We start from the raw sequence: 26,800 nt of genomic DNA on the forward strand, positions 1-26,800 counted from the left end.
ACGGCGCCGTACGATCACGCGTGCCGCACGACCCTTCGAACACCATGCCGGGCGCCTGCACAGGCGCACCGACTGAAGAGGAGACGCATCATGCTTGCATGGATCGGCGCGATCGCCATCGTCGCGCTGTTCGGCCTGATCATCACGAAGCGGCTGTCGCCGCTCGTCGCGCTGATCGTCGTGCCGGTAGCCGCGTCGCTCGCGGCCGGGTTCGGACTCGCGACCGGCAAGTTCATCGTGCACGGCGTACAGAACATCGGCCCGATCGCCGGGATGTTCGTTTTTGCGATTCTTTTTTTCGGAATCCTCACCGACGCCGGGATGCTCGATCCGATCATCGCGGGCGTGCTGCGCGTGATCGGCTGCCATCCGCCGCGTATCGTGATGGGCTCGGCGCTGCTCGCGCTGCTGATCCATCTCGACGGCTCGGGCGCCGTCACGTTTCTCGTCACGCTGCCCGCGATGATGCCGCTCTATACGCGGCTCGGGATGGATCGCCGCATCCTCGCGTGTGTCGCGTCGATGGCGGCCGGCGTCAATTTCCTGCCGTGGGTCGGGCCGATGCTGCGCGCGTCGGCGGCGCTGCACATTCCCGGCTCCGCGATCTTCATGCCGATGATTCCGGTGCAGATCGTCGGGCTGGTGTTCGTGTTCGGCACCGCCTACGTGCTCGGCGTGCGCGAGGCGAAGCGGCTCGGGCTCGATCGTGCCGGCGCGGCGTCGCTCGCGATCGCGCCACGGGCGCTGACCGATGCCGAGCGCGCGTTGCGCCGGCCGGAGCGCTTCCGGATCAATCTCGTGCTGACGCTCGTCGTGCTCGTCACGCTCGTGTCGGGCATCGTCGACCCGATGGTGATGTTCATGCTCGGCACGGTCGCCGCGCTCGTGATCAACTACCCGGACGTGCAGGCCCAGCGCGAACGGATCGATGCGCATGCCAAGGCCGCGCTGATGATGGCGAGCGTGCTGCTCGCGGCCGGCGCGTTCACCGGCATCATGTCCGGCACCGGGATGCTGAAGGCGATGGCGGACGTGGTCGTCGCACACGTGCCGGTCGAGCATGCGCGCCACATGCCGTTCGTGCTCGGGTTGCTGTCGATGCCGCTCAGCCTGCTGTTCGACCCCGATTCGTTCTACTTCGGCGTGCTGCCGGTGCTCGCCGAAAGCGCGAAGCTGCTCGGCGTGCCGCCGATCCAGATGGCGCTGGCCGCGCTGCTCGGCCAGATGACGACCGGCTTTCCGGTGAGCCCGCTCACGCCCGCGACGTTCCTGATCGTCGGCCTGACCGGCGTCGAGCTGGCCGAGCACCAGAAATTCACGATTCCGTTCCTGTTCGCCGCCACCGTGCTGATGGTGTTCGCCGCCGTGATCGTGGGCGTGTTTCCGTTGTGAGCGTGCGAGACCTGCCGCTTCGTGCCGGCACGCCCGGCAAAGGGGCGTCGTTCGGAGCGGAAACTCCGGCGCCGCCTGTCGCTTTCTTGAGAGCGGCGCGACCGCTCACCTTTTTCCGGGAGTGCATGCCATGCAGTTCGACCTGACCGATGACCAGCGCGCGATCGAAAGCGCGATCGAGAAAATCTGCGCGCGCTTCGGCGACGACTACTGGCTCGAACGCGATCGCGCGGGCGGGTTTCCGGCCGATTTCCACGCGGCGCTCGCCGAAGCCGGCTGGCTCGGCATCGCGATGGACCCGGCCCATGGCGGCGCCGGGCTCGGCATGACCGAGGCCGCGCTGATGATGCGCACGATCAGCGCATCGGGCGCGGGCCTGTCCGGCGCGTCGGCCGTCCACATGAACATCTTCGGGCTGAATCCGGTGCAGGTGTTCGGCAACGACGCGCAGAAGGCGCGCTTCCTGCCGCCGCTGATCGCCGGGCGCGACAAGGCGTGCTTCGCGGTGACGGAACCCGATGCGGGCCTCGACACCACGCACCTGACCACGCAGGCGCGCCGCGACGGCAATCATTACGTGCTGAGCGGGCGCAAGATCTGGATCTCGACCGCGCAGGTCGCGAACAAGATGCTGATCATCGCGCGCACGACACCGCTCGACCAGGTCGCGAAGCCGACCGACGGGCTGAGCCTGTTCTATACCGACCTCGACCGCTCGCGTGTCGAGGTGCGCGAGATCGAGAAGATGGGCCGCAAGGCGGTCGATTCGAACATGCTGTTCATCGACAACCTGCGCGTGCCGGAAGGCGACCTGATCGGCAACGAGGGCGACGGCTTCCGCTACCTGCTGCACGGGCTGAATCCCGAACGGATCCTGATCGCCGCGGAGGCGATCGGGCTCGGGCAGGCCGCGCTGCGCCGCGCGACGCAGTACGCGTGCGAGCGCGTCGTGTTCGGCCGGCCGATCGGGCAGAACCAGTCGATCCAGCATCCGCTCGCGCAGGCGTGGATGCAGCTCGAGGCCGCGTGGCTGATGGTGATGAAGGCCGCGACGCGCTACGACGCGGGGCAGTCGTGCGGCGCGGAGGCCAACGCCGCGAAATACCTCGGCGCGGAAGCCGCGTTCCAGGCCTGCCAGACGGCGGTCGCGACGCACGGCGGAATGGGCTATGCGAAGGAATACCATGTCGAGCGCTACCTGCGCGAGTGTATGATTCCGAGGCTCGCGCCCGTGAGTCCGCAACTGATCCTGTGCTACATCGCGGAGAAGGTGCTCGGGCTGCCGAAGTCGTACTGACCGGTCCGCCCAGGCGGCCGGCCCGGTGCGCGGTTTCCCGTTCCGATTCAAGCCCTCGTCATGGACGTCAAACTCGTTGCCCGCACGCTCGACCTGTTCGAGCTGTTCGCCGCCGAACGGCGGCCGCTGCCGCTCACCGAACTCGCGCGCCTGCTCAATGTGCCGGCGTCGAGCTGCCTCGCGATGGCGCGCACGCTCGTGAGCCGCGGCTACCTGTACGAAGTGCGCAAGCGCGGCGGCTACTACCCGACGCGCCGCCTGCAGACGCTCGCCGCCGCGATCGACGCGACCGACCCGGTCGTCGACATCGTCCATCCGCATCTCGTCGCGCTGCGCGACGCGAGCCGCGAGACGGCCGTGCTCGGCAAGATCCAGGGGGTGTCCGTCACGTATCTCGACGTCGTCGAATCGGAGCAGGCGATCCGCTATACGCGCGCGCCGGGCGAACTGCGCCCGCTGCATGCGAACTCGATCGGCAAGGCGATCTTCGCGGAACTGGCCGGCGACGCGCAGCAGGCGCTCGGCGCGCAGTTGCCGTTCGAGCGCTTCACCGATGCGACGGTGGCGGATCTACCCGCGCTCGTCGCGCAAACCGCCCGGTTTCGCGAACTCGGCTGGGCCGAGAACTTCGGCGAGAGCGCGCCCGAGCTGTCGGCGATCGCGGTTGCGTTGACGCTCGACGGCGACTGGTACGGGCTGTCGGTGGTCGGGCCGACCGAGCGGATTCGCCAGCATCGCGACACGCATGCGGCGCTGCTCGTCGACGCGAAGGCCAGGCTGCTGGCCGAGCACGCGCGCGACTGAAAGCGGGCAGGGCGCGCCGACCAACGGGCCGTCCGGCGGCGATCCGGTAGCGGGCGATCGCCGTGAACGGCCCCCGATGCACAGGCCTCGCGCCTAGCGACGGCCGCTACGCCACATCACGACTTCACCCACACACCGCCCGCACTCGGGTTGTCGCCTTGCGTCCACCATTTCGCGCAGTATTTCGCGCCCTGGTACATCACGCAGGTGCCGCCTGAATACGCGGTGGTTGCCGACCACGTGGGCGTGCCGCCGCCGACCACTTTCCACACGGCGGCCTGGCCGGGCACGTCGCCCTGCGTCCACCATTGCGCCTGGTACGTCGTGCCCTGATAGGTGACCGTCGCGCCGGCCGTATAGACCTGGCCGGCCGCCCAGGGCGCGCCCGGCTGCGGCGTGCCGCCGTCCGAGCCGCCGCCGTAGTTCGGATCCTGCGTGACGCCCGCACCCCACTTGCCGTCGAGCCGCTTGAAGATCGTCGCGAACGCGTACGGCTGCTGCGCGACGCCCGAGCAGGTCGGCGACGCATACGCGCCGCCCGACGGGCAGGCCTGATCGCGGCCGACCGACCAGTTGCCGAAGAAGCCGTAGCCGTTGCTGACGGCCGCGTTCAGCACGCTTTGCGCGTTCGCGAGCGTGAAGGTTTCGCCTTGGACGTCGTTCACGCCGATCATCGGCGTGACGCCGACCATCTGCCAGAGCTGCGCGTTGGTCTTCGGCTGGCCGGCCGACTTGAAGGCCGTATCGAGCTGCGAGTACAGCGCCTGCGCGGCACTGATCGCGGCCGCGCCCATGTCGAGGTTCGCGGGGCCGTAGTCCATCGCCATCACGTTCACCGCATCGAACACGGTCTTGTTCGAGATCGCCGCATTGACGACGTTCAGGCCGTCCTGCGTGAGCCCGGTCGGCATCGTCGGCAGCGTCAGCGTGACGTGCAGCGGCTTGCCTTTCGCCGCGTAGCTCGCCTGCAGTTGCGTGACCGCCTGGAAGTTGCGCGCGACCGCGGCCGTGTCCGTTTGCGACGCACCTTCGATGTCGAAGTCGACGTGCGTGAGGCCGTACGTGTCGATCACGGTCTGGTACGCGCTCGCCAGCGCGGGGACCGTCGTGCATGCCTGCATCAGCGGCGTGCCGTTCGCACCGCCGAACGACACGGCGACTTCACCGCCTTTCGCGCGATAGCTCGCGATCGACGTCGACAGCGCGGTCAGTAGGCCGCCGCTCGCGCCGTTGCCGATCGGCTGCACGCCGCCCCACGACGGCACACAGCCGTTGCCCGCGACCACGAACGCGAGCGTGAACTGCTGGATGCCTTGCCGGACGCCGATCTGGTCGACGAGCGGCGTCGGATAGAGCGTCACGTCGACATAGGGCGCATAGACACCGGCGCCCTGGGACACGCTCGCCACTGCAAGCAGGCAACCCGCTGCAAATGCGCGCGGGATGAAACGCGGCAACACATTGTTGTGCATTGTGTTCTCCAAGTGGAAGAGGGATACGCTGGCCCGCGTATCGCCGCCGGTCGGGCGACCGGGCATGCCCGGCCGACGGCGTGCCCATCTTGGAGGATTCGCGTCGAATAGTGAATAGTCAGGAGTTCTTTTTGTTATTTGATTCCCGATACGTAACGATCTTGCCGATTCGACACAGTTCCTGAATGCGTGACGCGGGTGATTTTTCCGATCGACCGGGTGAGGCCCGACGCGTGTCGTTCGTCGCGCTTCAAGCCGATGGCGGCTGCACGAGCGAGCGTGCCAGTGCGACGAAGCGCTCGACGCACACCGACGCGAACGGCTCGTTCCATGACACGATCTGCTCGACCGCGCGCGTGCCGGCAAGCGGCACGTAGACGACGCCCGGACGCTGCAGCGTCGCCGTGAAGCCCGGCACGATCGCGATCCCGCGTTCGGCGGCCACCAGCGACACGAGTGTCGTGATCTGTGCCGCAGTCGCGCCGATCCGCGGCGTGAATCCGGCTTGCGCGCACAGGTCGTGCAGTGCAGCGGTCAACGCCGAGCCGTAACCGGGCGGAAAGGTGACGAAGGTTGCGTGCGCAAGCGCCGCGACGTCGACGTTCGCACGGCCCGCGAGCGGATCGCCGGCCGGCACGGCCGCGACGAGCGGTTCGCGCGACACGACGAGCGATGCCACCGGCACGCCGGGCGCACCGTGCCACGCCCAGCCGAAACCGATGTCCATCGTGCCGTCCGCGATCTGCTGGCGCTGGCTCGCGGTCGCCGCCTCGCGGAACGTCAGCTCGACGTCGGGCATCGTCCGGCTCGCGACGCGGATGACGTCAGGGAACGTGTCGGACATCGGAATCGAACTCGCATAGCCGATCACGATTCGCCCGGCGATGCCTTGCGCGATCTTGCGCGCGCTCGCTTCGGCCTCGGCGGCCGCGCTGACGACGTGGCGCGCATGGTCGAGGAACGCGGCGCCTTCCGGCGTCAGTCGCACCGCACGCGTCGAACGCTCGAACAGCCGGACGCCGAGCTCGCTCTCGAGTGCGGCGATATGGCGCGTCAGCGGCGGCTGCGCGACCCGCAGGCGCAACGCGGCGCGGCCGAAGTGCAGTTCGTCGGCGACGACCACGAAATAGCGGAGGCGGCGCAGGTCGAGCATTGTTGTCGTTCCGGTATCAATGGCGTTTGAAAACGGTATTGGCGTGCACGCGGCGCACTCGTCAGACTGTCGGCATCGACGACCAGGCCGCTCCGATGAACGACAGGACCACGCGCATCGCGTTCTTTCTCTGCGGCTTCGCCGCGTTTCTCAATCTGTATTCGACGCAGGGAATCCTGCACGAACTCGCGGCCACCTTCGGCGTCAGCGCGGAGCGTGCGGGGCAGGGCGTGAGCGCCACCACGACGGCCGTCGCCATTATCGCGCCGTTCGTCGGCGTGCTGGCCGCGCGCATCGAGCGGCGCGTCGCGATCTCGCTCGCGGCGGTGGCCGTCGCGCTGCCGGTCGTGTGGTCCGCGCATGCGGGCAGTTTCGCGTCGTTCCTCGGCGCGCGCTTTGCCGCCGGTCTCGTCATGCCGTTCGTCTTCGCGCTGTCGATCGCCTATATCGCCGAGCGCTTCGATCGCGGCACGTCGGCCGAGATCAGCGCGCTATTCGTCGCCGGCACGACGCTCGGCGGTTTCGCCGGCCGCTTCGCGACCAACCTGATGACGTCGATCTGGGGCTGGCGGCATGCGCTCGACGTCGTCGCGGCGCTGTGTCTCGTCACGGGCGTCGCGATCTACGCGAGCCTGCCGGCGTCCGGCGCGATCGCGCGGCGCGTCGACCGCGGTGCGGATAGCGGTGCGGGGCCGTCCTGGCGCATCGTCACGCGCGGCCCGCTGCTCGCGTCGTTCGCGATCGGCGCATGCGTGCTCGCGTCGCAGGTCGCGGCGTTCACGTTCGTCGGCCTGCGCCTGGCCCGCGCGCCGTTCGGCTTCGGCACGGTCGGGATCGGTGCGATCTATGCGGTGTTTCTGGTGGCGGTGGTCGTGACCCCGCTGGCAGGACGCCTCGCGCGGCACCGCGGCCCGCGCGTGCCGGGGCTTGCGGCGGCCGCGCTCGCGATCGGCGGGGCGCTGCTCACGCTGTCCGACAACGTGCCGGTGATCCTGGCCGGCCTCGCGCTCAGCTCGACCGCGGTGTTCGTCGAACAGGCGTCGGCCAACACGTTCATCTCGCAGGCGGCGTCGAGCGCGCGCTCGACGGCGATCGGCATCTACCTGTCCTGCTATTACTTCGGCGGCAGCCTCGGCTCGATCCTGCCGGTGCCCGGCTGGCATCGGTGGGGATGGGCCGGCTGCGTCGCGTTCGTGGTCGCGGCGCAAGCGATCGTCGGCGTGCTCGTATACCGGTTCTGGCATGCCGACGGCGCAGCCGGCACCGCGCAGGCCGACGCAAGCAGCGTCACGCCGACGCGCTGACCGGGTTCAGCGATACCAGCGCGGCGTATAGACCCACTCGCGTGCGTTGCCGATCGCGAAGCACCGCGTCGTCGACGAGCCGACGATCACCATCGTGCGCATGTCGACCTGGTCGCTACGCAGCGCGCCGAGCGTCGTCGTCGTGAGCGTCGCGCCCGGCCGGCCGATGTCACGGCCGAGCACGACCACCGTATTGGCGTTGCGGTGCGCGCGCACGACATCGAGCGCGCGATCGAGCTGCCACGGCCGAGCACGCGAAATCGGGTTGTAGAACGCCATCACCAGATCGGCCTGCGCCGCGTGCCGCAGGCGCGTCTCGATCACGTCCCACGGCTTCAGGTTGTCCGACAGCGAGATCGCGCAAAAGTCGTGGCCAAGCGGCGCCCCGGCCTGCGCGGCCGTCGCGAGCGATGCCGAGATGCCGGGTTCCACGCGCAGGTCGACCGCGGCCCAGTGCGGATAGCGCGCTTCGTCGAGCGCTTCGAGCACGGCCGCGGCCATCGCGAACACGCCCGGGTCGCCCGACGACACGACCGCGACGCGCCGGCCCTCGGCGGCAAGCTCGAACGCATGGCGCGCGCGCTGCATTTCCTCGCGATTGTCGGTGCCGTGCACGCGCTGGTCGTCGCGGAACGGGCCGGCCATGTTCACGTAGGTCGTGTAGCCGAGGATGTCGGTCGCGTCCGAAAGCGCGGTGCGCGCGGCCGGCGTGAGCCAGTCGGCACCGCCCGGGCCGAGGCCGAGCACCGTCAGGCGGCCGCGCGCACGGCCGAGCGTGGCGGGATCGACCGGATGCGACGCGACCGCGCATGCGATGCCGTTCGTCGTGGCGCGCAGCGTGTGCGCGCCACGCAACGCGCGGCCGAGCAGGGTGGCCGCATCGTCTGTCGCATCAGCATCAGCGTCAGCGTCGGTATCGGCATCGACGAAGCGCAGCGGCACGTCGAGCGTTCTCGCGGCGTCTTCCAGCACGGCATCACCGATTTCCGATGCGGGCGCAACGATGGCCGCGAGCGCCAGCCGCGCGAGACCTTGCGCATCGAGCGCGGCGTCGATGCGCGCAGCGAGCGCTTCATCGCCGTGGATAGCCTGCGCATCGACACCGACCACCACGCTGCGCGGATGAATCACGAGTTCGTCGCGCGTACCACGCCAGGCATCGGGGGTCACGCGGATCGCATGCGCTGCCGCGTCGTCGCGCGGCAGCGCGACATCGTCGAGCCACGGCGCCGCGCCGTCGATGCGCGTCGATGCGCCCGCGAGCAGATCGGATACGAAGCGCTTGCCCTGCGCGAGATCGGCGAGCGCATAGCCTTCCGGCGGATTGAGCACGCACGCGCCGAAGCGCAGTTCGCCGCTCGTCGTGATCGCCGGTGCGACACCGACGCATGCGGCGATTTCCCGCGCGATCACGTTGACGCCCGTCAGCCCGCCCAGCAGCGGCACGACCGCCGAGCCGTCTTCCGCCACGGCGAGCACGGGCGGCTCGACGCCCTTGTCGGCGAGCGCGGGGGCGATGCAGCGGATCACGATGCCGGCCGCGCACAGCGCGACGATCGGCAGGCCGCGCGCATAGAGTTCGCGCAGGTGCGCGCCGAGATCGTCGAACGGCACATCGGCTGCGACGCGCGACGCGAGGCCATGCACGAGCGCCCCCGGATAACGCGCCTGGATGCGCCGCGCGGTATCGAGCGCGCCCGCGCCGAGAATCACGATCGCGGGCGGCGTGGTCATCCTTGCCATTTTTCCCCCGGCACGACGAGCAGCGAGAAATACGGCGACGCCATCGGGTCGACTTCGTCAAGCGGCACGATGCGCTGGCTCGCCATCGTCGCGCGCTCGACATACAGCGCGCGCTTCGCGAGCCCCAGCTCGTCGAGCACCCGCCGCACCTTGTCGAAATTGCGGCCGAGCTTCATCACGACGGCCGCGTCGGCCCGCGCAAGCCGCTCGCGCAGTTCGTGCTCGGGCAGCACGCCCGACAGCACCGACAGGCTCTGGTTGCGATAGACGAGCGGCTGGCCGAGCACCGCGGTACCGCCGAGCATCGCGCACACGCCGGGGATCACCTCGGTGTCGTAGCGCGGCGCGAGGCGGTCGTGCAGGTACATGTACGAGCCGTAGAAGAACGGGTCGCCTTCGCAGATCACCGCGACGTCGCGCCCCGCGTCGAGATGCGCGGCAACGATCTCGGCGGCCGTATCGTAGAAGTCGGCGATCACCGTCTCGTAGCACAGCGGCGGCGGCAGCGCCTCGGTCGTCACCGGATAGACGAGCGGCAGTTGCGTCTGCCCGTCCTGCAGGTGCGCTTCGACGATGCCGTACGCATTGCCTTTCTTGCCCTTCGCGACGAAATACGCGACCACGGGCGCGGCCTGCAGCACACGCAGCGCCTTGATCGTCATCAGTTCAGGATCGCCGGGGCCGACACCGACCCCGAACAGGCGTCCGCGCGCGTTCGTCATTCGACCTCCGTCGCGAGTGCGTTGACCGCCGCAGCGGCCATCGCGCTGCCGCCGCGCCGGCCGAGCAGGGCGACGTACGGCACGCCGCGGCTGTCGGCATCGAGCAGCGCCTTCGATTCGGCCGCGCCGATGAAGCCGACCGGGAAACCGAGGATCAGCGCGGGGCGCGGCGCGCCGGCGTCGATCATGTCGAGCAGGTGGAACAGCGCGGTCGGCGCATTGCCGATCACGACGACGCTGCCCGCGAGGTGCGGGCGCCACAGCTCGAGCGCGGCGGCCGAACGCGTGTTGCCGAGATGCCGCGCGAGATCGGGCACCTCCGGCTCGCCGAGCGTGCAGATCACGCGGTTGGCCGCCGGCAACCGCGCGCGCGTGATGCCTTCGGCAACCATCCTCGCGTCGCACAGGATCGGCGCGCCGGCTGCGAGCGCCGTGCGGCCCGCCGTGCCGGCGCCGGCCGAGAAGCGCAGGTCGTAGACGACGTCGACCATCCCGCACGCATGGATCACGCGCACCGCGAGTTTCTCGAGGTCGGGCGGAACCTGCGACAGGTCGGCCTCGGCGCGGATCGTCGCGAACGACTGGCGGTAGATTTCCTGCCCGTCGCGAATGTAGTCAAGCATCGGTGGTGTCCTGGCTGTGCCGCGCGTCCGTCAGTCGGGCCGCGGCCTGGTCAATCGTCAGATGGCGCGCGAGCGGGGCGCCGAGGCCCGCAGCGGCGTCGCGCCGGTAAAGGTCGTAGTGCGCGGGCGCAACCGCGACGAGCGTGTGCGTCGCGGGATGCGGCAGCGCGCAGTGGCGCTCGCAGCCGGTCAGGTGCACGTCGACTGCATGGCCGATGCGGGCGGCGAGCGCGAGTGCGTCGTGCTTCGTGTCGGCGCGCGCCTTCGCGCAGCCCGCGCTGCCGGCGCACGCGACCAGCGTCGCCAGCGGATCGGACGACACGCAGACGAGGCCGAGCGACGCGAGCGCATCGAGCGTGGCCGGTGCGCGTTCGCGCGATACGCGATGCAGGAATACACCTTGCCATGGCGTCATCGACAGCGTGCCGTCCCCGTCGCGTTCGGCCAGCGCGGCGAGCCGTTCCAGTTGGGTGGCATCGAGCCGGCCGAGCACGAATTGGGCGCCGACGTTGCAACGCGTCGCCTCGCGCGACGGGCGCACGCCGAAACGCAGCGTCGGGTCGGTGCGCGTGCGGCGCCAGCCGGCGAGCGCCGGATCGGCTGCAAGCGGAAAGGGCAGGTAGTGCTGCGCGCGTTCGAGCAATGCGCGTTCGCCGCATGTTGCGAGCAGCGCGCGCATCCGCGAGACGTCCGCCGGTGCGAGATCGAGAAACGCGAGCAGCAGCGCGCGAACCAGCGCAGCAGCTTGATCCGGCGCCACGTCGACCGAAGCGGGCAGGTCGTCGTGCGCAACCGGTGGGCAGCCGGCCAGCCCGGCCGCGATGCGCACCGCGCCGTCGCCACGACGCCAGGCGGCCAGCCAGATGTCGTGCGGATGATCGAGCGCCGCAACCGATTCGCCGCCGTCGAGCTGGATCGAGAATTTCGGCGACAGCTCGCCGCGACGCGGCTCGCGCGCCAGCAAGTCGAAGAGCGGCGCGGCGAGCGCGCGGCTGTCGACGAGCGCGGCAGGGTCGTGGCCGGCGAGCGGGCTGAGCATCACGTTGCGCACGTCGTCGCTCGCGGCGAGCGCCGCCGTATCGGCGGCTGCATTCGAGGTGGCGTCGACGGGCGGGCCGAGACCCGCTTCGAGCAACGCACGCGTCAGCGCGTCGGCCGCGCCGTCGCGAATGCCGCGCAGCTGGAGATTCGCGCGATTGGTCGCGTCGATCGCGCCGGAGCCGAATGCACGCGCGGCGGCGGCGATCGCCCGTGCCTGGCGCGCATCGAGCCGGCCGCCCGGCAGCTTGATCCGGCACAGTCCGCCGTCGGCGGCCGCGACCATGCGCACGAGCCCCGGGCAGGCCGACGGGCGCACGATGGGCGACGCAGGAATCGAAACGGGGGCGGAACTCAACGGGGTACCGGGACAGTGTCGCGCCGCGGCCAACGCATCGGTACACCCCGCCCGACGCCGACTGGCACGCACGCACTTTCTGGCCGGCAGGTCTCCTGGCTGACAGGTCGGCGCCGGCTCCCGGCCTTCCCGGTGGAACCAGTGGCATGAGGGGGAGATCGGCTCGCTGTCTACAGTTGCGGGGGCAGCCACAGCGGCGCGTGGCGCGCCCTGTGTTCCCTCTTCGGCCCCGAAGGGCACCGGCGAACGAACGGCCGTAGGATACCCGATTTTCGCGACGATCCGGCATCGGTAATTTGCCGCGCAACCGCGTCGCAGCACGGCCGCAGCCGGGTTTGCACTGTCTCGCAAATGGTACGATTGGCGGCTCGACATCAGATCGGCGACTGTCGGCATTCGCCATGAAACTCGTCAGGACGGAGCTGTTCGGCATGGGTATTGCACTGGGCTTGCTGGCCATCCCGGCCTGGATGCTGCTCGAGCGCATACTGATTCCGCTTGCACCGTCGGCCGAGTGGCCGAAGAATGTCGCGCTCGCCGGACTCGGCGTGCCGATCATGGCGGGCGGAACGTTCCTGTACCGGAAAACCGATGCACGCTCGCTCATGTGGCTGCTACTCGGCTGGCTGCTGATCGCGTCGATCGGCGGCATGATTCTGGCCTTGTTGACGTTTGTCGTCGGCGTGCCGCTCGGCTGAAGTCGTAGTCGTAGCCGCATCGCCCCGGCGGGCGGGCGATGCGCACGGCACATGAACGGATCCACGCGCGGCGGCCCGGCCGCCGCGCATCGCAACACACGGTAGGGAATCGAACGATGGGGAAGGGTGCATGACGGCGTGGCTGACGGTAGTGGGCATCGGCGACGACGGTTACGCGGGGCTCGGACGCAGCGCGCGGCGCGCACTGCTCGACGCGACGCTCGTCGTCGGCGCGAAGCGGCATCTCGACATGCTGCCCGCGCGGTTGCCGGCCGCGCGCGAAGCGTGGCCGTCGCCGTTCGATCTGGCGGGCGTGCTCGCGCGGCGCGCGTCGCCCGTCTGCGTGCTCGCCAGCGGCGACCCGATGCTGTTCGGCGTCGGCGCCACGCTCGCGCGCCAGCTTTCCCCCGACGAATGGCGCGTCCTGCCCGCGCCGTCGTCGCTGTCGCTTGCGGCCGCGCGACTCGGCTGGGCGCTGCAGGATGTCGGCGCGGTTTCGCTCGTCGGCCGCCCGCTGGCGACGCTCGCGCGTCACCTGCTACCCGGCCGCCGCCTGTTCGTGCTGAGCGCCGACGGCCGCACGCCGGCCGCCGTCGCGGCCGAACTCGTCGCACGCGGCTTCGGGCCGACGCGCATCAGCGTGTTCGAACATCTCGGCGGCCCGCTCGAGCGGCGTCTCGACGGGCTCGCGCAGGACTGGCGCATCGACGAAACGGCCGCGCTCAACCTGGTCGCGCTCGACTGCCTGGCCGGCCCCGACGCGCCGCGCCGCGCGCTCACGCCCGGCCTGCCCGACGATGCGTACCGTCACGACGGCCAGCTCACCAAGCGCGACCTGCGCGCGATGACGCTCGGGCGTCTCGCACCCGCGCCCGGCGAGCTGCTGTGGGACGTCGGCGCCGGCAGCGGCTCGATCGGCATCGAATGGATGCGCACACATCCGTCCTGCCAGGCGATCGCGATCGAAGCGCATGCGGAGCGGCAGCGCTTCATCGAGCACAACCGCGACGCGCTCGGCGTGCCGGGCCTGCAGCTCGTCGCGGGCCGCGCCCCCGATGCGCTCGCGGGGCTCGCCGCGCCCGACGCGATCTTCATCGGCGGCGGGGCGACTGTACCCGGCGTGCTCGACGCGTGCTGGGCAACGCTGAAGCCCGGCGGCCGACTGGTTGCGAACGCGGTCACGCTGCAGGGCGAGATGACGCTCGCCGCATGGCGCGATGCGCACGGCGGCACGCTCACGCGCGTGTCGCTCGCCCACGCCGAGCCGCTCGGCCGCTTCGATACGTGGCGACAACCGTTGCCGGTCACGCTGTACGACGTGCGCAAGCCCGACATGACCGACACGCCCGCATCGTCGGCCACGACGAACGCAACGGACGCGTGATGCGCGACGAGACTCCCGAACAGCCCGCGCCGCTACGCTTCGGCTATACGACCGGCAGTTGCGCGACCGCGACGTCGCTCGCCGCCGCGCGGCTGCTGCTCGCGGGCCAGGCGGACGACGCGGTCGAGATCGTGCTGCCGAAGGGGCAGCGCGTGATGATGCGGCTCGCGTTCTGCCGTACCACCGCCGACGGTGCGGAAGCCGGCACGATCAAGGATGCCGGCGACGATCCGGACGTCACGCACGGCGCGCTGATCTTCGCGCGCGTCGCGCTCGCGGCGGCGCCCGGCGTGCGGTTTCATGCGGGGCCGGGCGTCGGTACGGTCACGCGTGCGGGGCTGACGCTGCCGGTCGGCGAACCGGCGATCAACCCGGTGCCGCGCCAGATGATGACGACGCACCTGGACGCGCTGGCGGCCGAGCACGGCTATGCGGGCGGCTTCGACGTGACGATCGGCGTCGAAGGCGGCGAAGCGCTTGCGCTGAAGACGATGAATCCGCGCCTCGGCATCGTCGGCGGGCTGTCGATCCTCGGCACGACCGGCATCGTGCGGCCGTTCTCGTGCTCGGCCTATATCGCGTCGATCCACCAGGGCATCGACGTCGCCCGCGCGAACGGCATCGCGCACATCGCCGCGTGCACCGGCAACGCGAGCGAGGACGCGATGCGCGCGCACTACCAACTGCCCGACATGGCGCTGATCGAGATGGGCGATTTCGCAGGCGCGGTGCTCAAGCATCTGCGGCGCGCGCCGGTCGCGCGGCTGTCGATGTGCGGCGGCTTCGGCAAGCTCAGCAAGCTCGCGGCCGGCCACCTCGACCTGCACAGCCGCCATTCGAGCATCGACCTGCCGCTGCTCGCGCAGTGGGCGGCCGAGGCGGGTGCAAGCGATGCGCTGCAGGCCGCGATGCGCGCCGCGAACACGAGCCAGGAAGCACTGAAGCTCGCGCACGCCGACGGCGTGCCGCTCGGCGATCTCGTCTGTGCACAGGCGTTGCGCGTCGCGCGCGACATCGTGCCGCCGTCGGTGGCCGTCGAGATGTTCGCGATCGACCGGCAGGGCCGCTTCGTCGGGGAGGCGCGATGAGCACGCGCATCCTGCTGCTCGGCGGCACCGGCGATGCGCTGAAGATCGCGCGCGCGCTCGGTCCTCACCATGTCTACAGCCTGGCCGGCCTCGGCAAGGTGCCCGACGACCTGCGCTGCGACGTGCGCGTCGGCGGCTTCGGTGGCGCGGCCGGGCTGGCCGCGTATCTGCGCAGCGCCGGCATCGGCCTCGTGATCGACGCGACGCATCCGTATGCCGCGCGGATCAGCGCGAACGCCGCCGCCGCGGCGCGTGAAGCAGGCGTGCCGCTGTGGGCGCTGCGCCGCGCGCCGTGGGAACCGCAACCCGGCGACGACTGGCGCATGGTCGACGACTGGGCCGGCATCGAGGCCGCGCTCGCGCCGTTCAGGCGGCCGCTGTTCACGCTCGGCCGCGAACCGCTCGCGCATCTCGACGCGATCCCGCCGCACCAGTTCTGGCTCGTGCGCTGCCTCGACGCGCATCCCGGCAATGCGCATGCGCAGATCGTCGCCGCGCGCGGGCCGTTCACGCTCGACGGCGAGCGCGCGCTGTTCGCGCTGATGGCCATCGACGTCGTCGTCAGCAAGAACAGCGGCGGCGCGGCCACGGAAGCCAAGCTCGACGTCGCGCGCGAACGCAGGCTGCCGGTCGTGATGCTGCGCCGGCCGCCGCTGCCCGACGCCGACCGCGCGTTCGATTCGGCCGCGGCGCTCATCGACGCGCTCGATCCGGCCGCGCGCGCATGACGCCGCGCGGCCGGTCATCCCATGAATTGACGGAGATTTTTCGATGACGGTGTATTTCATCGGCGCGGGCCCCGGCGACCCGGAGCTGATCACGGTGAAGGGCCAGCGCCTCGTGCGCACGTGCCCGGTGATCCTGTATGCGGGTTCGCTGGTGCCGGCGGCCGTGCTCGACGGCCATCGCGCGGAGCAGGTCGTCAATACGGCCGAACTCGACCTCGATGCAATCGTCGCGCTGCTGGCCGACGCGCACGTGAAAGGGCAGGATGTCGCGCGCGTGCATTCGGGTGACCCGTCGTTGTACGGTGCGATCGGCGAGCAGATTCGCCGATTGAAAGCGCTCGGGATTCCGTATGAAATCGTGCCCGGCGTAACGGCCACGGCCGCGTGCGCGGCGACGCTCGGCGTCGAGCTGACGCTGCCCGGTGTCGCGCAGACGGTGATCCTCACGCGCTTCGCGGGCAAGACGACGATGCCGGAAGGCGAAGCGCTCGGCGCGCTCGCCGCGCACTGCGCGACGCTCGCGATCCATCTCGGCGTGCGCCATCTCGCCCGTATCGTCGACGAAGTGCTGCCGCACTACGGCGCCGATTGCCCGGTCGCGGTGATCTATCGCGCGAGCTGGCCGGATGAAGCGCGCGTGACCGGCACGCTCGCCGACATCGTCGGCAAGGTGCAGGGCACGCAGATCGAGCGCACCGCGCTGATCCTGATCGGGCGCGTGCTGGACGCCGAAGGGTTCGCGGATTCGACGCTGTACGCGAGCGCGGGCTGATCACGCACGGGCTGGCCTGGGTTCGGTACGGCGTTCGCGCCGGTGCGTGTAGCGCGCCGCGCCGATCGTGATTGCGCGGCCGACGAAGTAGATCGGCGACGCCGATTCGCCGAGGATCAGGATCGACGCGTCGATGCCGGCGACAGGGGACAGGGACCAGGTTGAGCACGACCACCGCTCGATCCGATCGCGGCGGGTCAACAGGCGCGGGAAACGCTACGCTCGCGCGGCGTGCAGCACCCGCTTCGGCGCAAACCCCGCCGCCAGCGCGAACAGCACGACACACAGGCAGGCCATCGCGATCCATGCGGGCGTCAGGTCCGCGAGGTGCTGGCGCACGATGCCCGCCGCGAACGGAAACATCCCGGCGATCAGGTAGCCAATGCCCTGCACGAACCCCGTCAGCGATGCAGCATCGGCCGGCGTCGCGGCATGGTCAACGGTGACGATCAGCGACAGCGGAAACAGCGCGCCGATCCCCGCGCCCATCAACAGCGCGGCCGGCAGCGCGAGCGCTTCCGGCGCGGCCAGCATCACCAGCAAACCGACGAACAGCGACGCGATCGCCGCATGCAGCGCGGGCCGGCGATCGGGCAGGCGGTCGATCGTCGCCGAGATCGTCAGCCCCGCGACGACTTCCGCGAGCGTCACGCCGCCGAGCAGGCTGCCGGCCGCCGTCGGCGACCAGCCGAGCCGCATGTAGTACGGCGGCAGCCATGCGAGCACGAGCGTATACGCGCCCGTCGCGATGCCGAAGAACAGCGCGAGCCGCCACGCGCGCGGCGAGCGAGACGGCTGCGCGTTCGACGCCGACGTCGGCCCGGCGGCGAGCGTGTCGCCGCCGCGACTGGCCAGCGGCCACGCCAGCGCGGCCACCAGCGCCGGCAGCGCCCAGCCCGCGAGCGCGGGGAGCCAGCCCCAGCGCGCCGCGGCGAACGGCGCGACGACGCTCGCGAGCACGGCGCCGCCCATGATCGACGTCGAATAGACGCCCATCGCACCGCCGATCCGCGTCGCGAAATGCGCCTTCACGAAGCCGGGCAGCAGCGCCTGCACCATCGCGATCCCGACGCCCGCGCAGCAGGCGCTCGCGAGCAGCAGCCACGCGTGTTGCGCGCCGAGGCGCGCCACGCAGGCGAACCCGATCAGCGCGACGCCGAGCCAGACGCCGCCCGCGATCCCGGTCAGGCGCTGCAGGCGCCGCGCACTCAGCGCGCCGAGGCCCATCAGCAGGATCGGGATCGTCGTCAGCAGGCTGGCCGCGCCGTCACTGATGCCGGTCGCGCGCTGGATCATGTCGAGCAGCGGGCCGACCGCGGCAAGCGCCGGCCGCAGGTTCAGCCCGACAAGGACGATGGCGGCAAGCCGCCATCCGGGGGAAGTGAAGCGATTCATTGCAAGGCCCTCGATATCGGTGCGCAGCCCCGGTGAGGCGCCGCGTGTTTTTCAGGTAAAGTATCTCGACATCAAGATAAATGCTGATTTATCTCGACGTCAAGATAACTGGTGAGCCGAGGAGGGTTAATGGATCGAGCCGCGCATGCGCTCGCACAATGGCGCGCCGAGCGTCCGGATCTCGACGCGTCGTCGATGGTGGTGATGGGGCGGCTGCAGGAAGCGGCGCTCGTGATCGCGCGCGACCGTCTCAATCCGCTGTTCGCGCGCTACGGGATGCAGCCGGGCGAATTCGACGTGCTGGCCACGCTGCGGCGCGGCGGGGCGCCGTTCGCGCTGACGCCGACGGCGCTGTACGACGCGCTGATGATGTCGTCGGGCGGGATGACCGCGCGCATCGACCGGCTGCAGAAGGCGGGGTGGGTGGAGCGCCGGCCGAACCCGGCCGACGGGCGTGGCACGCTCGTTGCGCTGACGGATGCGGGCCGCGCGCTGATCGATGAGGCAGTCGTCGCACACATCGACAATCAGCGGGAGTTGCTGGCCGTGCTGTCGGATGCGGAACAGGCGCAGTTGTCGGAATTGCTGGGAAAGTTGCTGGCGGGGCTGGGAGACGGGGCGTCGACGGCGGCGGAGGGAAAGTAGCGCCGCGGCATGCGTGACGCGAACGCACGAGGCGGACAAAGAAATCGTCGTGAATGGTCGTGGACGTCGCTTGCCGAGCCGTGGCGGACACCCGGTCACGCGGAATCCGCGTCCGTTCCTTACCGAAAAAGCGGCCAAGCCAAGCTTCTCGTACGACACGTAACCGTTGAAGCATGTCGTTGCGGTCGAGCCCGAAGGTACGGCTCCCTTACCGCAAAAGCTCGACCATCACGACATCGGTGTCGTCTCGTGCCACCAACGTGAGCCGCGATTCGTCGCGAACGGCAACCCCGTCGCGCGGCGCGAGCCGGACTTCGCCGACATCGAGCCGGCCATGATCCGCAATCAGATACGCCACGCCCGCCCCCGGCAACACGTGATGCACCGTCGTGCCCTGGCGTAACGTCGCGATGCGCACGCGCGCGTCGGCGTGAATGGGCAGCGCACCCGCACACACGTCATCGGGATCGCCGCTCGCCAGCGTGACGAAGCGGCCTTCGCGACATTCGCGTGAACAGGTTCGCGTCGCCAAACGCGGCGTGCCGCCTGGCGTGCGCGGATGCAGCCAGATCCGGAACAGCCGCGCAGGGACGTTCTCGTCGTTGCGCTCGGCAAGATGGATAGCGGCGCCCGCACGCATCGCCTGGATGGAATCGGCGACCAGCCGCGTGCGATTGCCCGCGTCATCTTCGAACGTGACCGCGCCTGAGCGCACCCACGTCACGATCTCGACGTTCCGGTGAGCGTGCAGGCCCAAGCCGGCATGCGGGGCGAACGCTTCGTCGTCCAAAGCATAGAGCGCACCGAGCGAACCATGACCGGGGCGTCCGCAGGCGCCGACGCGGAAATGCATCCGTGTGTCGCGCCAGTCGCTGCGGGTCGCGCCAAGCAACTGAAACGATCGATGTTCGATCATGATGTGTCCGGGTTCAAATGCACGTACGCGCCGGGCGCGGGTTCGATCATCGAAGATCGCATCCGCGCCCGGGGCCACGCTTAAATCTGCTGCTGGCCGCCATCGACGAACAGCTCGACGCCGTTCACGAAGCTCGCGTCGTCCGACGCGAGGAACAGCGCGGCACTCGCGATCTCGCCAGGTTCGCCGAGGCGTCCCATCGGGATCTGGGCAGCCAGGTAATCGGCGAGACCCTGGCGCTGTGCGGCGTCGTCACCGGCGAGGTCGAGCAGGCCGGGCGTGCGGGTCGCCCCCGGGCTGATCGTGTTCACGCGGACGCGGCGGTCCTTCAGGTCGAGAATCCAGCTGCGTGCGAAGGCGCGCACCGCGGCTTTCGACGCCGAGTACACGCTGAAGGCAGCGGTGCCGGCACTGCCTGCGGTCGAACCGGTGAGAATCACCGATGCGCCTTCGGCGAGCAGCGGCAGCGCTTTTTGCACCGTGAACAACACGCCCTTCACGTTGCGATCGAAGGTGTCGTCGTAGTGTTCTTCGGTGATGTCGCCGAGCGGCAGCATCGAACCGCCGCCGGCGTTCGCGAACAACACGTCGAGGCGCCCCTGTTCTTCCTTGATCTGCGCGTACAACGCGTCGAGTTCATCGAGCTTCGTGGAGTCGACGCGGACGCCCGTCGCGTGGCCGCCCGCTGCCCGGATGCCGTTCACGGCGGCATCGAGTTCGGCCTGACGGCGACCGGTGAGGTAGACGTGCGCGCCTTCTGCCGCGAAGCGCTGGGCGGTGGCAAGGCCGATGCCGCTGGTTGCGCCGGTGACGAGGGCGATCTTGCTGTCGAGTTTGCGTGCCATTTTGCTTCTCCTTCGGTTCGATGAGTGGGACTGCGTTCGGTGTTGCGTGCTGCGATGTGAGGAGAATATCGACGCCCCGATCATTTCGAAATAGAATTGATTGCAATCCAACGTTGCATAAATGAAAAGATGAGGGGCGATGGCCAAGCTGCCGGATTTCGAAGGACTCGCGATGTTCGCGAAGGTCGCCGAGGAAGGATCGTTCGCGGCGGCGGCACGTGCGATGGGGGTGTCCGTCGCGACCGTCTCGCGTGGCGTCGCCCGTCTGGAAGACCGGCTGGGTGCGCGGCTCTTCAATCGCACGTCGCGACAGCTCGCGCTGACCGAGTTCGGCCGGACCATTTGCGAGACGGCCGGCGAGATCTATCGTCGGGCCGAGGAGGCGGAAAGCGCCGCGCGCGAGATGTCGTTGCAGCCGCGGGGATTGGTGCGTCTCGCCGTGCCGATGTCGTTCGGGCTGCGCTGGGTTGCCCCGTTGTTACCCGGTTTCTTTCGCGCGTACCCCGAGGTGTCGATCGACTTGCATCTTTCCGATGCGTCGGTCGATCTGGTTGCCGACGGTTTTGACGCCGCGCTGCGCATCGCCGCGCTGCCGGATTCCTCGCTGGTCGCGCGCCGGCTGTGCGCGGTCACCCAGTTCGTGGTGGCGTCGCCGGCGTATCTGAAGCGGGAAGGGCGGCCCGCCCATCCGCGCGAACTGGTCGATCGGCCGTGCCTTTCCTATGCGTATCGCGCACGCGGCGATGTGTGGCGGTTCACGAACGGCGCGGGTGAGGAAGAGCCGATCATACCGACCGGACCGCTGCGCGTGACGAATGCCGATGCGTTGCTGCCCACGCTGCTCGATGGCCTCGCGATTGCGGAACTGCCCGAATTCATCGCCGGCGAATATCTGGCCGATGGCCGCCTCGAGGCGCTCCTGACCGACTGGTCGTTGACGAAGGGCGGCCTTTACTTCGTCACGCCGTCCGCGCGTGCCCGGCCGGCCAAGGTGGCTGCGCTGTCCGACTACTTTGCGGAACACCTGTCCGATCCGTCGTGGCGGTGGCCCACGTGACGCGCCTGCGCAACTGAAACCGCCACCTCGGCCACGCGCACTTCCGCCTCTGCGCCGGACACCGACCGTCTTCCGGCGTTCCCCGGAAATTCGCGTTGAATTTCAAATAAAAAACCCGCCGCGCAATGCGGTGGGTTTTTCAGATCGCGGCCTGCACGGCGTGCACCCGCTCGGCCCGTCAACCCCGTGCCGGAATATTGAGCCCACGCTCGACCGCCGGACGCGCAACGAACGCGTCGAGCACCCGCTTGACGTTCCGGAATTCGCTGAAGCCCACGAGATCACCCGCTTCATAGAACCCGACGAGGTTGCGCACCCACGGGAAGATCGCGATGTCGGCGATCGTGTAGGTATCGCCCATCACCCACTGGCGGTTCGCGAGATGCGCGTCGAGCACGCCGAGCAGGCGCTTGGACTCGTCGACGTAGCGGTCGCGCGGACGCTTGTCCTCGTAGTCGCGGCCGGCGAACCTGTGGAAGAAGCCGACCTGGCCGAACATCGGCCCGATGCCGCCCATCTGGAACATCACCCACTGGATCGTCTCGTAGCGGCCCGCGAGATCCTTCGGGATCAGCTGGCCCGTCTTGTCCGCGAGATAGATCAGGATCGCGCCCGATTCGAACAGCGGCAGCGGCTTGCCGTCCGGGCCGTTCGGATCGATGATCGCCGGGATCTTGTTGTTCGGGTTCAGCGACAGGAACGCGGGCGAGAACTGGTCGTTCGTGTCGAAGCGCACGAGGTGCGGCTCGTACGGCAGGCCGGTTTCCTCGAGCATGATCGACACCTTGACGCCGTTCGGCGTCGGCAGCGAGTAGAGCTGGAGACGGTCGGGATGCTGGGCCGGCCACTTTTGCGTGATCGGGAAGGCGGACAGGTCGGACATGGAGGGTCGCTCGTCGAAGTGAAGGATCCGCGCCCCGTTCCTGCTGCCGCACGCGCCACGGTCGATGGCGAGACGGCAGGGCGGAGCGCGCCGAAAACGCCCACTGTAGCCGATCCCGCGGATCGATGCAGGCGGTGGCCACGCGCGACCGCCGTGGCATCGCAGGCGCCGCCGGCAACCGTCAGAAGTTGTGCCGCAGCCCGATCATCGCGGCCGTCGTGCCGACGCCCGGCGCGACCGGCTGCCCGTATACGAGCATCTGGTCCATCGTGCCGCGATTGTTCACGTGGCCGATCTGCGCATAGACCATCGTCCGCTTCGACAGGCTGTAGTCGGCCGCGAGCACGACCGCCGTCGACTTGTTCGCCGAGATGTTGCGGTCCTTCAGGTAATACACCGCGGACGTCACCTGCAGCGCGGGCGTGAAGCGATAGCCGATGCCGGCCGACAGCATGTCGAGGTTCACCTTGTCCGCATGCGACGGATTCCTGCCGTTGCCGTACGACGCCGACACCGAGAAGTCGTGGATCGTGTATTTCGCGCCGAAGTAGATGAAGCGGTTGTTGTCGACGCCGGTCGGCGCGACGCCCGGCACCGGGCTCGTGTCGTGGCCGTTGTAGTAGGCGGCCGAAGCGTTCAGCCCGTCGTTCGCATACCTGAGCACGACCGACTCGCGCGTGCCGCCCTGGAATTGCCCGGCCACGCCGCCCGGTGCGTATTCGAGCGCGATCGACGCGCCCGCGAAGGTCGGCGACTGGTAGACGAGCGCATTGCTGTCGTACAGCGCGCCGATCGCTGCGTTGGTGCTCGTCCCCGACCAGCCGGCCGCCGTGTTCAGGCCGAGCCACGCGATCAGCACGCTGCCGAAGAACTGCGCGTTGCGCACGTCGGTGTCGGCCATCGCGTAGATCATCGGCACGATCTGGCGGCCGGCCGTGAATGTGCCGAACGGGCCCGACACGCCGAGCGACGCAACCTGGTTGAAGATCGCGACGGCGCCCGGCGTATCGCTCAGCTGCAGCTTGCCGGTGCCGCTGTCGAACGAACCCTGCAGCTTGAAGTTGACCTTGTAGCCGCCGCCGATGTCCTCGCTGCCCTTGATGCCCCAGAAGCTCGAGTAGATACCGCCGTCCTTCATGCGGAACACCTTGCCGGTATTCGGCGCGGTCGGGCTGAACGACGCCGCCGACGTGCTCTGGTACAGCAGGCCCGAGTCGATCACGCCGTAGAGCGTGACGGAGGATTGCGCGTGCGCGAGCGCCGAACAGCCGGCAAGCGCCGCGAGCGCGGCCAGTTTCGTCTTCATCCAAGTCTCCAGGGTTTTGTGTCGTGACCGGACGGGATCGAGCCCGGCCGGGTGAAGCGGGGAAACATCGAGGCTGGCGGGCAGGCGTGACAGGCATCGCCCGCATGAGCCGTGCGGAAAGACTACGCAACGGCGGGCGGCCGCTCCCCCCCATGCGCGGGGGGCAGGGTTGCGGAGAATCGGAGGAAGGCGGGCGCGACGATGCGCCCGATTGGCGGAACCGGCTTTACAACGTCACGGCGCGCTTTCGAGCAGACCCAGCACCAGCGCGCGGCGCACCGCATGCTTGCGCGAGCTGGCGTCGAGCTTGCCGAACAGGTTCTTCAGGTGCCACTTCACGGTTTCCTCGCCGACGGCGAGCGCCACCGCGATCTCCTTGTTCGACAGGTTGCGCGCGAGCAACTCGAGAATCGCGCGCTCCTTCGGCGTCAGCACGACGCTCGGTACCGCGCGCGGGCTGGCCGCGGTGCGCGGCGCGGGCGGCACGATGCGCGGTTGCGGCAGCGCGTGCCGCGCGGCGCCGGTGCCGGCGGCCGCTTCGTCGCCGGCGCGGCGCGCCCAGTCCGCGATGGCCGGATGCGCATCGGCGAGCGTGCGCGTCAGCCCGAAGAGATCCGCGAGGTTCATCGCTTCGTCGAGCAACGCGCGGCCGCCGCCGCCCGACTGTTCGCGCGCGAACGCGCTGAGCGCCATGATCTCGATGCGCGCCTGCCCCATGCTCATTTCGCGGGCCAGCACGGCGGCTTCGTCGAGCGCCGCGCGCGCGTCGTCCCAGCGGCGCGCGGCCAGCGCCGCGCCCGCATGCGCGGTCGCCTGCAGCAGCACGACGGGGCGCCGCCACAACGGCCCGTGCGATGGAAACTCGGCCGCGGCGATCGCATCGATCCGCTCGACGAGCGCATGACAGGTCGCCTCGCGATAGCGCGCCGCGTGAATGCGCACCTGTTCGGCGAGACTCGCGACCGACAGGCGCGGCAGGCGGCGCGCGACGCCCATCGCATCGAGCGCTTCCAGCAGGTCGATCGCGCGGTGCTCGACGCCGCGCAGCAGCGCGATGCGCGCGGCGGTGCAGTAGCCGAGCAGCACGGTATCGGGCGTGCCCGCATGCTCGAGCACGTCGAGCCGGTTCGCGAGCAGCGCGGCGGCCTGGTCGACGCGGTCGGCCTCGTACGCGAGCGCCGCGCACATCGCCGCGAGCATGCAGGTGAGTGGATGGCGGCGCCCGAGATCGGCTTCCGCACGCGCCAGCGCCGGCGACAGCGCGTCGTCGGCCAGCCGGACCTGGCCCTCGCGCAGGTAGCTCAGGCCCGTGATCAGCTCGCCCCAGCGCGCGACGTAGCCGAACCCGGCCGCCGTCTCGCCGCGCGGCGCGGCGTGCTGGAAGCGGCGTGCCTGCGCCGGTTCGCCGACGATGATCGCGCGCGCCGACAGACGGTTCGCATGCATTTGCGCGAGCCACGTCGCCGCCGGCGGCGTGAAGTCGGCCCACGGCTCGAACAGCTCGACGAAGCGATCGATTTCGTCGGCGTAATACGCGGCCGCGCTGAGGATCAACGCGCATTCGTAGCGCATCGCCGCGGGCGTGCCGGGATCCGCGAGGATGCCCGCGATCTGGCGTTGCGCCTCGACATGGCGCTCGCCGAGCGCCAGCGCCCACGCCACCGCGACGCGCAGCGTCGGGCGCTTGTCGAGCTCCGCATCGGGCAGCAGCGCGAGCCAGTCGAGCACGTCGTTGATGCGGCCCTGCTTGATCGCATCCTCGAGACAGCGCTGCGCGAGCGCGTACGCCACCTCGAACTGGCCAGCCGCATACGCGTGACGGGCGGCTTCCTCGGTCATCCCGTGCGTGTCGAGCCACGCGGCCGCGCGCGCATGCAGCGCGCTGCGCTCGGCTTCCGGGCCCGCGGCCAGGCGGTCACGCAGCGTGTCGCGCACGAGTGGATGCAGCCGGCACCAGTCCGAATCGTCCGACGCAATGAACAGCGGCGTGTCGCGCGCGAGCCGTGCGAGACGGTCGGGTGCGTCTGCGTCGTCGAGCAGCGCGGCGCACAGCGACGGATGCAGGCGATCGGCGACGCTCGTGCGGATCAGGAACGCGGTGTCGTCGGCCGACAGGTTCGCGAGCAGCAGCTCGACGAGCCGGTCGCGCGTACCGTCCACGCGTGCAGCGAGTGCGTCGACCGCCTGGCGTGGGTCGGCCGAGCGCGCCATCGCGGCCATCGCGAGCTGCAGGCCGAGCGGCCAGCCGTCGACGCGTTCGAACAGCCGCGCGCACGCGTCGGCGTCGACCCGCTGCGCAAAGCGCGCGCCGACCAGCGCAATCGTCTCGTCGAGCGTGAAGCGCAGCCAGTCGGGGCCCGCGAGCGTGCATTGCCCGCCGGCGAGCAGATCACCGGCCACGTGATCGAGCCCGCGCCGCGCGGCAACCACGACATGCAGGTTTTGCGGCGCGTTGTGCAGCACGTAGGTCAGCGCATCGAGGCCGGCGGGCGGCAGCCGCTCCGCATCGTCGACGATCAGCAGCGCATCGATCGACAGTTGCGCGACCTCGGCCAGCCACGCGGTCACGCCTTCCAGCGCGCGCGCCGCGTCGGCCGCGCCGACCGGGATCAGGCGCCCGAAGCCGGGCCGCGCGCAGCCGGTCCGCACCGCCTGCACGAGCCCTTGCAGCAGCCGCGCCGCATCGTCGCGCTCGTCGGCCGACAGCCACACGACCGCGCGGCCGAGCGCGAGGGTTTCGCGGCGCCATTGCGCGAGCAGCGACGTCTTGCCGTAACCGGCCGGCGCCTGCACGAGCGCGACCGGCCGGCCGTCGAAAGCGGGCGCGGCGAGGCTCAGCCGCGCGCGGGCCAGCAACTGCGCCGGCACGCGCGGCGCGGTCGTCTTCAGGACCAGTTCGGTGGGAGGCGCGTCGGCGCGATCGGGTGGGTGGGCCATCGGGGCAGCAGTCGGAATCCGGCGGTGCCGTGCGGGCCAGCGTCCGGGGTGGGTGTGGGGGGAAGGATCGGTCGAACCGCGCTCGCCCGTCAATCCCCCCCGCGACGAGTGGGGCCGCACCGGCACCGCATCGATAGCATGGGTTCCGATGCATGACGAACACCACGAGGAGCCCACCCATGAAGATCGTATCGACCGGCACGCGGCGCAGCGCGCCGCTCGCCGGATAAGCGGAGCGGC

Annotated in this window: 24 protein-coding genes and 1 riboswitch; of the genes, 11 read left to right on the top strand and 13 right to left on the bottom strand. The window is 70.0% G+C overall.

Translation table 11 applies throughout. The features are described 5' to 3' along the window. Nucleotides 1–90 precede the first annotated feature (90 nt). The 3 genes from CFB82_RS09170 (at nt 91) to CFB82_RS09180 (ending at nt 3,493) form a co-directional block, all read left to right on the top strand. Nucleotides 91–1,392, top strand: a complete 1,302-nt coding sequence (locus tag CFB82_RS09170; RefSeq protein ID WP_089483941.1) for a CitMHS family transporter — start codon at nt 91–93, stop codon at nt 1,390–1,392. A 130-nt stretch (nt 1,393–1,522) separates the two neighbouring features. Further along, nucleotides 1,523–2,689: an acyl-CoA dehydrogenase family protein gene (locus CFB82_RS09175; protein ID WP_069247951.1), complete on the top strand. Its 1,167-nt coding sequence runs from the start codon at nt 1,523–1,525 to the stop codon at nt 2,687–2,689. A 60-nt stretch (nt 2,690–2,749) separates the two neighbouring features. Continuing rightward, complete coding sequence (locus tag CFB82_RS09180) at nt 2,750–3,493, top strand: IclR family transcriptional regulator (protein ID WP_069247952.1); 744 nt, start codon at nt 2,750–2,752, stop codon at nt 3,491–3,493. Between the two features lie 116 nt (nt 3,494–3,609). Here CFB82_RS09180 and CFB82_RS09185 read toward each other — a convergent pair whose 3' ends face one another. Next, nucleotides 3,610–4,965: a chitinase gene (locus tag CFB82_RS09185; RefSeq protein ID WP_069247953.1), complete on the bottom strand. Its 1,356-nt coding sequence runs from the start codon at nt 4,963–4,965 to the stop codon at nt 3,610–3,612. A 250-nt stretch (nt 4,966–5,215) separates the two neighbouring features. After that, nucleotides 5,216–6,118, bottom strand: a complete 903-nt coding sequence (locus CFB82_RS09190; RefSeq protein WP_069247954.1) for a LysR substrate-binding domain-containing protein — start codon at nt 6,116–6,118, stop codon at nt 5,216–5,218. 95 nt (nt 6,119–6,213) lie between these two features. Between CFB82_RS09190 and CFB82_RS09195 the strand changes: the two genes are divergently transcribed. After that, the gene (locus tag CFB82_RS09195; protein ID WP_069247955.1) at nt 6,214–7,422 is read left to right on the top strand and encodes an MFS transporter; all 1,209 of its coding nucleotides are present in this window, start codon (nt 6,214–6,216) and stop codon (nt 7,420–7,422) included. 6 nt (nt 7,423–7,428) lie between these two features. Here the strand turns inward: CFB82_RS09195 and cobJ are convergent, their stop codons facing one another. The 4 genes from cobJ to cobG are packed head-to-tail and all read right to left on the bottom strand — an operon-like array spanning nt 7,429 to nt 11,867. Beyond that, entirely contained in the window at nt 7,429–9,156 is a 1,728-nt protein-coding gene (cobJ, locus tag CFB82_RS09200; protein ID WP_089483942.1) for a precorrin-3B C(17)-methyltransferase, read from the bottom strand. Further along, entirely contained in the window at nt 9,153–9,887 is a 735-nt protein-coding gene (locus tag CFB82_RS09205) for a precorrin-2 C(20)-methyltransferase (RefSeq protein ID WP_069247957.1), read from the bottom strand. The genes cobJ and CFB82_RS09205 overlap by 4 nt, the downstream gene beginning before the upstream one ends. Next, a complete protein-coding gene (locus CFB82_RS09210) occupies nt 9,884–10,510 on the bottom strand; it encodes a precorrin-8X methylmutase (RefSeq protein WP_069247958.1) in 627 nt (208 codons plus the stop codon). Before CFB82_RS09210 ends, CFB82_RS09205 begins: the two co-directional genes overlap by 4 nt. Next, nucleotides 10,503–11,867: a precorrin-3B synthase gene (gene cobG / locus CFB82_RS09215; RefSeq protein WP_306426972.1), complete on the bottom strand. Its 1,365-nt coding sequence runs from the start codon at nt 11,865–11,867 to the stop codon at nt 10,503–10,505. The genes CFB82_RS09210 and cobG overlap by 8 nt, the downstream gene beginning before the upstream one ends. A 107-nt stretch (nt 11,868–11,974) precedes the next feature. Further along, nucleotides 11,975–12,165, bottom strand: a riboswitch (cobalamin riboswitch). 142 nt (nt 12,166–12,307) lie between these two features. Between cobG and CFB82_RS09220 the strand changes: the two genes are divergently transcribed. The 5 genes from CFB82_RS09220 (at nt 12,308) to cobM (ending at nt 16,576) form a co-directional block, all read left to right on the top strand. Beyond that, nucleotides 12,308–12,604, top strand: a complete 297-nt coding sequence (locus tag CFB82_RS09220; protein ID WP_069247960.1) for a hypothetical protein — start codon at nt 12,308–12,310, stop codon at nt 12,602–12,604. 130 nt (nt 12,605–12,734) lie between these two features. Next, on the top strand, nt 12,735–13,988 hold the full coding sequence (gene cbiE / locus CFB82_RS09225; RefSeq protein WP_089483943.1) for a precorrin-6y C5,15-methyltransferase (decarboxylating) subunit CbiE: 1,254 nt from the start codon (nt 12,735–12,737) through the stop codon (nt 13,986–13,988). Further along, nucleotides 13,988–15,076 (top strand): cobalt-precorrin-5B (C(1))-methyltransferase, encoded by a 1,089-nt coding sequence (locus tag CFB82_RS09230; protein WP_069247962.1) that lies wholly within the window; start codon nt 13,988–13,990, stop codon nt 15,074–15,076. Before cbiE ends, CFB82_RS09230 begins: the two co-directional genes overlap by 1 nt. Beyond that, entirely contained in the window at nt 15,073–15,804 is a 732-nt protein-coding gene (locus CFB82_RS09235) for a cobalt-precorrin-6A reductase (protein ID WP_069247963.1), read from the top strand. Before CFB82_RS09230 ends, CFB82_RS09235 begins: the two co-directional genes overlap by 4 nt. Nucleotides 15,805–15,847: 43 nt before the next feature. Next, nucleotides 15,848–16,576, top strand: coding sequence for a precorrin-4 C(11)-methyltransferase (gene cobM / locus CFB82_RS09240; protein ID WP_069247964.1), 729 nt, complete (start codon nt 15,848–15,850; stop codon nt 16,574–16,576). Here cobM and CFB82_RS09245 read toward each other — a convergent pair whose 3' ends face one another. Both CFB82_RS09245 and CFB82_RS09250 read right to left on the bottom strand, forming a co-directional pair. Continuing rightward, nucleotides 16,577–16,777 carry a hypothetical protein gene (locus CFB82_RS09245; protein ID WP_069247965.1) on the bottom strand — a complete coding sequence of 67 codons (201 nt, stop codon included), beginning with the start codon at nt 16,775–16,777 and terminating at the stop codon, nt 16,577–16,579. A gap of 15 nt (nt 16,778–16,792) precedes the next feature. Further along, nucleotides 16,793–17,971 (bottom strand): MFS transporter, encoded by a 1,179-nt coding sequence (locus CFB82_RS09250; RefSeq protein WP_069247966.1) that lies wholly within the window; start codon nt 17,969–17,971, stop codon nt 16,793–16,795. Between the two features lie 129 nt (nt 17,972–18,100). On the opposite strand from CFB82_RS09250, the gene CFB82_RS09255 reads away from it, so the two are divergent. Then, on the top strand, nt 18,101–18,616 hold the full coding sequence (locus tag CFB82_RS09255; RefSeq protein WP_069247967.1) for a MarR family winged helix-turn-helix transcriptional regulator: 516 nt from the start codon (nt 18,101–18,103) through the stop codon (nt 18,614–18,616). Between the two features lie 208 nt (nt 18,617–18,824). Here the strand turns inward: CFB82_RS09255 and CFB82_RS09260 are convergent, their stop codons facing one another. Together CFB82_RS09260 and CFB82_RS09265 are read right to left on the bottom strand one after the other, a co-directional pair. Then, nucleotides 18,825–19,532, bottom strand: a complete 708-nt coding sequence (locus tag CFB82_RS09260; protein WP_069247968.1) for a pirin family protein — start codon at nt 19,530–19,532, stop codon at nt 18,825–18,827. An 80-nt stretch (nt 19,533–19,612) separates the two neighbouring features. Then, nucleotides 19,613–20,377 (bottom strand): SDR family NAD(P)-dependent oxidoreductase, encoded by a 765-nt coding sequence (locus CFB82_RS09265; protein ID WP_069247969.1) that lies wholly within the window; start codon nt 20,375–20,377, stop codon nt 19,613–19,615. Nucleotides 20,378–20,516: 139 nt separating this feature from the next. Between CFB82_RS09265 and CFB82_RS09270 the strand changes: the two genes are divergently transcribed. Further along, nucleotides 20,517–21,434: a LysR family transcriptional regulator gene (locus tag CFB82_RS09270; protein ID WP_069247970.1), complete on the top strand. Its 918-nt coding sequence runs from the start codon at nt 20,517–20,519 to the stop codon at nt 21,432–21,434. 178 nt (nt 21,435–21,612) lie between these two features. Here CFB82_RS09270 and CFB82_RS09275 read toward each other — a convergent pair whose 3' ends face one another. The 3 genes from CFB82_RS09275 to CFB82_RS09285 form a co-directional block, all read right to left on the bottom strand. Next, nucleotides 21,613–22,317, bottom strand: coding sequence for a glutathione binding-like protein (locus tag CFB82_RS09275; RefSeq protein ID WP_089483944.1), 705 nt, complete (start codon nt 22,315–22,317; stop codon nt 21,613–21,615). A 181-nt stretch (nt 22,318–22,498) separates the two neighbouring features. After that, the gene (locus tag CFB82_RS09280) at nt 22,499–23,623 is read right to left on the bottom strand and encodes a porin (RefSeq protein ID WP_069247972.1); all 1,125 of its coding nucleotides are present in this window, start codon (nt 23,621–23,623) and stop codon (nt 22,499–22,501) included. Between the two features lie 234 nt (nt 23,624–23,857). After that, nucleotides 23,858–26,560 carry a LuxR C-terminal-related transcriptional regulator gene (locus tag CFB82_RS09285; RefSeq protein WP_089483945.1) on the bottom strand — a complete coding sequence of 901 codons (2,703 nt, stop codon included), beginning with the start codon at nt 26,558–26,560 and terminating at the stop codon, nt 23,858–23,860. Nucleotides 26,561–26,800: the final 240 nt, after the last annotated feature.

The organism is Burkholderia sp. HI2714 (assembly GCF_002223085.1).
In the GTDB taxonomy this organism is placed as follows: domain Bacteria; phylum Pseudomonadota; class Gammaproteobacteria; order Burkholderiales; family Burkholderiaceae; genus Burkholderia; species Burkholderia lata_D.

What these genes read in the sequence shown, in the direction of transcription:
- CFB82_RS09170 (WP_089483941.1), top strand. Translation starts at nt 91, where the DNA reads ATGCTTGCATGGATCGGCGCGATCGCCATCGTCGCGCTGTTCGGCCTG.
- CFB82_RS09175 (WP_069247951.1), top strand. Translation starts at nt 1,523, where the DNA reads ATGCAGTTCGACCTGACCGATGACCAGCGCGCGATCGAAAGCGCGATC.
- CFB82_RS09180 (WP_069247952.1), top strand. Translation starts at nt 2,750, where the DNA reads ATGGACGTCAAACTCGTTGCCCGCACGCTCGACCTGTTCGAGCTGTTC.
- CFB82_RS09185 (WP_069247953.1), bottom strand. Translation starts at nt 4,965, where the DNA reads ATGCACAACAATGTGTTGCCGCGTTTCATCCCGCGCGCATTTGCAGCG.
- CFB82_RS09190 (WP_069247954.1), bottom strand. Translation starts at nt 6,118, where the DNA reads ATGCTCGACCTGCGCCGCCTCCGCTATTTCGTGGTCGTCGCCGACGAA.
- CFB82_RS09195 (WP_069247955.1), top strand. Translation starts at nt 6,214, where the DNA reads ATGAACGACAGGACCACGCGCATCGCGTTCTTTCTCTGCGGCTTCGCC.
- cobJ (WP_089483942.1), bottom strand. Translation starts at nt 9,156, where the DNA reads ATGACCACGCCGCCCGCGATCGTGATTCTCGGCGCGGGCGCGCTCGAT.
- CFB82_RS09205 (WP_069247957.1), bottom strand. Translation starts at nt 9,887, where the DNA reads ATGACGAACGCGCGCGGACGCCTGTTCGGGGTCGGTGTCGGCCCCGGC.
- CFB82_RS09210 (WP_069247958.1), bottom strand. Translation starts at nt 10,510, where the DNA reads ATGCTTGACTACATTCGCGACGGGCAGGAAATCTACCGCCAGTCGTTC.
- CFB82_RS09220 (WP_069247960.1), top strand. Translation starts at nt 12,308, where the DNA reads ATGAAACTCGTCAGGACGGAGCTGTTCGGCATGGGTATTGCACTGGGC.
- cbiE (WP_089483943.1), top strand. Translation starts at nt 12,735, where the DNA reads ATGACGGCGTGGCTGACGGTAGTGGGCATCGGCGACGACGGTTACGCG.
- CFB82_RS09230 (WP_069247962.1), top strand. Translation starts at nt 13,988, where the DNA reads ATGCGCGACGAGACTCCCGAACAGCCCGCGCCGCTACGCTTCGGCTAT.
- CFB82_RS09235 (WP_069247963.1), top strand. Translation starts at nt 15,073, where the DNA reads ATGAGCACGCGCATCCTGCTGCTCGGCGGCACCGGCGATGCGCTGAAG.
- cobM (WP_069247964.1), top strand. Translation starts at nt 15,848, where the DNA reads ATGACGGTGTATTTCATCGGCGCGGGCCCCGGCGACCCGGAGCTGATC.
- CFB82_RS09250 (WP_069247966.1), bottom strand. Translation starts at nt 17,971, where the DNA reads ATGAATCGCTTCACTTCCCCCGGATGGCGGCTTGCCGCCATCGTCCTT.
- CFB82_RS09255 (WP_069247967.1), top strand. Translation starts at nt 18,101, where the DNA reads ATGGATCGAGCCGCGCATGCGCTCGCACAATGGCGCGCCGAGCGTCCG.
- CFB82_RS09260 (WP_069247968.1), bottom strand. Translation starts at nt 19,532, where the DNA reads ATGATCGAACATCGATCGTTTCAGTTGCTTGGCGCGACCCGCAGCGAC.
- CFB82_RS09265 (WP_069247969.1), bottom strand. Translation starts at nt 20,377, where the DNA reads ATGGCACGCAAACTCGACAGCAAGATCGCCCTCGTCACCGGCGCAACC.
- CFB82_RS09270 (WP_069247970.1), top strand. Translation starts at nt 20,517, where the DNA reads ATGGCCAAGCTGCCGGATTTCGAAGGACTCGCGATGTTCGCGAAGGTC.
- CFB82_RS09275 (WP_089483944.1), bottom strand. Translation starts at nt 22,317, where the DNA reads ATGTCCGACCTGTCCGCCTTCCCGATCACGCAAAAGTGGCCGGCCCAG.
- CFB82_RS09280 (WP_069247972.1), bottom strand. Translation starts at nt 23,623, where the DNA reads ATGAAGACGAAACTGGCCGCGCTCGCGGCGCTTGCCGGCTGTTCGGCG.
- CFB82_RS09285 (WP_089483945.1), bottom strand. Translation starts at nt 26,560, where the DNA reads ATGGCCCACCCACCCGATCGCGCCGACGCGCCTCCCACCGAACTGGTC.